Consider the following 2,280-nt stretch of genomic DNA (forward strand, 5'->3'; position numbering starts at 1 on the left):
CCCGAACTTATCACCATGACAGAAGCGGCGAACCGGCATTACCAGGAAGAAGAAGCCCCGGAGTAGCCCGAAGGTCTTGTAAATATATTCCGGATAATGTATTCTTATAGTAATCTTTTTCAGGAGTATATTTTCCGGGAGTGTTGGCCATGTTTGCCCTCTGCGACTGCAACAACTTCTACGCCTCCTGCGAGAGGCTCTTCAGACCCGACCTTGACCACCGCCCCGTGGTGGTCCTCTCCAACAACGACGGTTGCGTCATAGCCCGCTCCGCCGAGGTGAAGGCCCTGGGCGTCTCCATGGGAGCGCCCTACTTCAAGGAAGAGGGCAGGTTAAGATATTTCGGCGTGGAGGTCTTCTCCTCCAACTACCCCCTCTACGAGGACGTATCCAGGAGGGTCTCTGACACCCTCCGAAGCCTGGCACCCGACGTGGAGACCTATTCCATCGACGAGGCCTTTCTCCGCGTCGAAGCCCTGCCGAGGTCCGCCGCGGACCCCGAGGGCTTTTGTCGCCGTCTCCGCGAGAGGGTCCTCCGATGGACGGGGATGACCGTATCGATAGGGCTGGGAGCCACCAAGACCCTCGCCAAGGCAGCCAACAGGATCGCCAAGCAGGACCCCTCCAGGGAAGGCGTCTTCGCCATGCCCGACGGCGAGGAAGCCGATCCTCACCTCGAAGGGATAGATATAGGCGATGTCTGGGGTGTCGGCTTCCGCAACGCGCCGAAGCTGCGCCGTTTCGGGATCAAGACCGCCGAAGGATTGAAGTACACCGACGAGGAGTGGCTCAAAAGACGATTCACCATCAGCGAGGCCAGGACCTCCAGGGAGCTCAACGGCCAGGTCTGCTACCCCTTCGCCGAGGCGGCGAAACCGCGCAAGACCATAAGGGTCTCCAGGAGCTTCGGCAACCCCGTCGAGGATCTTCATTCCCTGAGGGAGGCGGTTTCGCACTTCGCTTTTTCGGCGGCGGAGAGTCTCAGGAGGCAGGGTTCGGCCGCCGGGAAGATGCACCTTTTCTTGATGACCAACCCCTTTGGCAGCGGGCCGGGTTACGCCAATGGCATCACCGCCAGGTTCGACGTTCCCACGTCCAGCACGGTCGAGATCGTCGGCCGGGCAATGGAGTGCCTGGAGGGGACCTTCGTGGAAGGGCTCGCCTACAAGAAGGCCGGGGTTATACTGACAGACCTGGCTGACGCGGCTTATCTGCAAGGGCATCTTTTCGCCGGGGTGAGAGACCCCAGGGAGGCGAAGCTCATGAGGGTGATGGACCGGCTGAACCTGGAACTGGGTAAGGGAACCATCTTCGCTGCCTCGATGGGCATCCATGGCAGGAGATCTTGGGTTATGCGCCGGGGGCGCGTGTCGCCGCGCTATACGACCTGCTGGGAGGAAATTCCCGCCGTGATCCCCCCCGAGGAGGCACCGTGATGGCCGATCCCAGGTCCACCACGGGTTTCCCCTCCCCCGCCGATCCCTTCAGGGAGAACTCCCTGGATATAAATGCACTACTGGTACGAAACAAGGCATCCACCTTCCTGATGCGCTCGGCGGGGAGGATCCCCGCCTGGTCCATCGAAGAGGGCGATATCCTCGTCGTGGATCGTTCCTGCGGGGCAGAAGAGGGCGACTTGGCCGTCATAACCAGGGACGGTAAGCTCGCGCTCCGGGAGGTTCCTTCAGGCAACGCATCCGCCTGGGGTGTGGTCAGGGGGATTGTAAGGGTCCTGAGGCGCCGGGAATGACGGACCCTTCGCGCTATAAAAAAGCCGCCCCTTCGAAGGGGCGGCTTCGGATTTTGCGATGACGGGGACAAGCGGACACTAGAAGTTGGAGGCGGTCTTGATCCTCCCCGGGTAGGCCTCGAGACCTTCCTTGAGGATGTCCATGGCCTTGACCAGGTCCTCCTTCTTGAGAACGTAGGCCAGGCGGACTTCATCCCTGCCGAGGTTGGGCGTGGCGTAGAAGCCTTCGGCCGGAGCCATCATGACGGTCTCGTTATCAACATGGAAATCCTTCAGCATCCAGATGACGAACTTCTCGGCATTGTCGACGGGCAGCTTGGCCACCACGTAGAAGGCGCCCTTGGGCTCCTCGCAGATCACTCCGGGCATCTCCTTGATCTTGGAATAGAGTATGTCCCTGCGGGCCTGGTACTCCTTGTTGACCTCCTCCAGGTAGGACCTGGGCGTCTTGTAGAGGGCCACGGCCCCCACCTGCTCCAGGGTGGGCACGCAGAGCCTTCCCTGGGCCAGTTTCATGGTCTGTGCCATGA

General features: G+C 60.9%; 3 protein-coding genes. 2 read left to right on the plus strand and 1 reads right to left on the minus strand.

The annotated features are described in order from the left end of the window. Positions 1–149: 149 nt before the first annotated feature. Both GX108_02045 and GX108_02050 read left to right on the plus strand, forming a co-directional pair. Positions 150–1,436, plus strand: a complete 1,287-nt coding sequence (locus tag GX108_02045) for a Y-family DNA polymerase (GenBank protein ID NLO55828.1) — start codon at positions 150–152, stop codon at positions 1,434–1,436. Next, a complete protein-coding gene (locus GX108_02050; GenBank protein ID NLO55829.1) occupies positions 1,436–1,750 on the plus strand; it encodes a protein SamA in 315 nt (104 codons plus the stop codon). Before GX108_02045 ends, GX108_02050 begins: the two co-directional genes overlap by 1 nt. 78 nt (positions 1,751–1,828) lie before the next feature. Here the strand turns inward: GX108_02050 and GX108_02055 are convergent. Continuing rightward, positions 1,829–2,280 (minus strand): aminotransferase class I/II-fold pyridoxal phosphate-dependent enzyme (locus GX108_02055; protein NLO55830.1); only part of this gene is annotated, 452 nt, incomplete at its 5' end.

This window comes from Thermovirga sp. (genome assembly GCA_012523215.1).
In the GTDB taxonomy this organism is placed as follows: domain Bacteria; phylum Synergistota; class Synergistia; order Synergistales; family Thermovirgaceae; genus 58-81.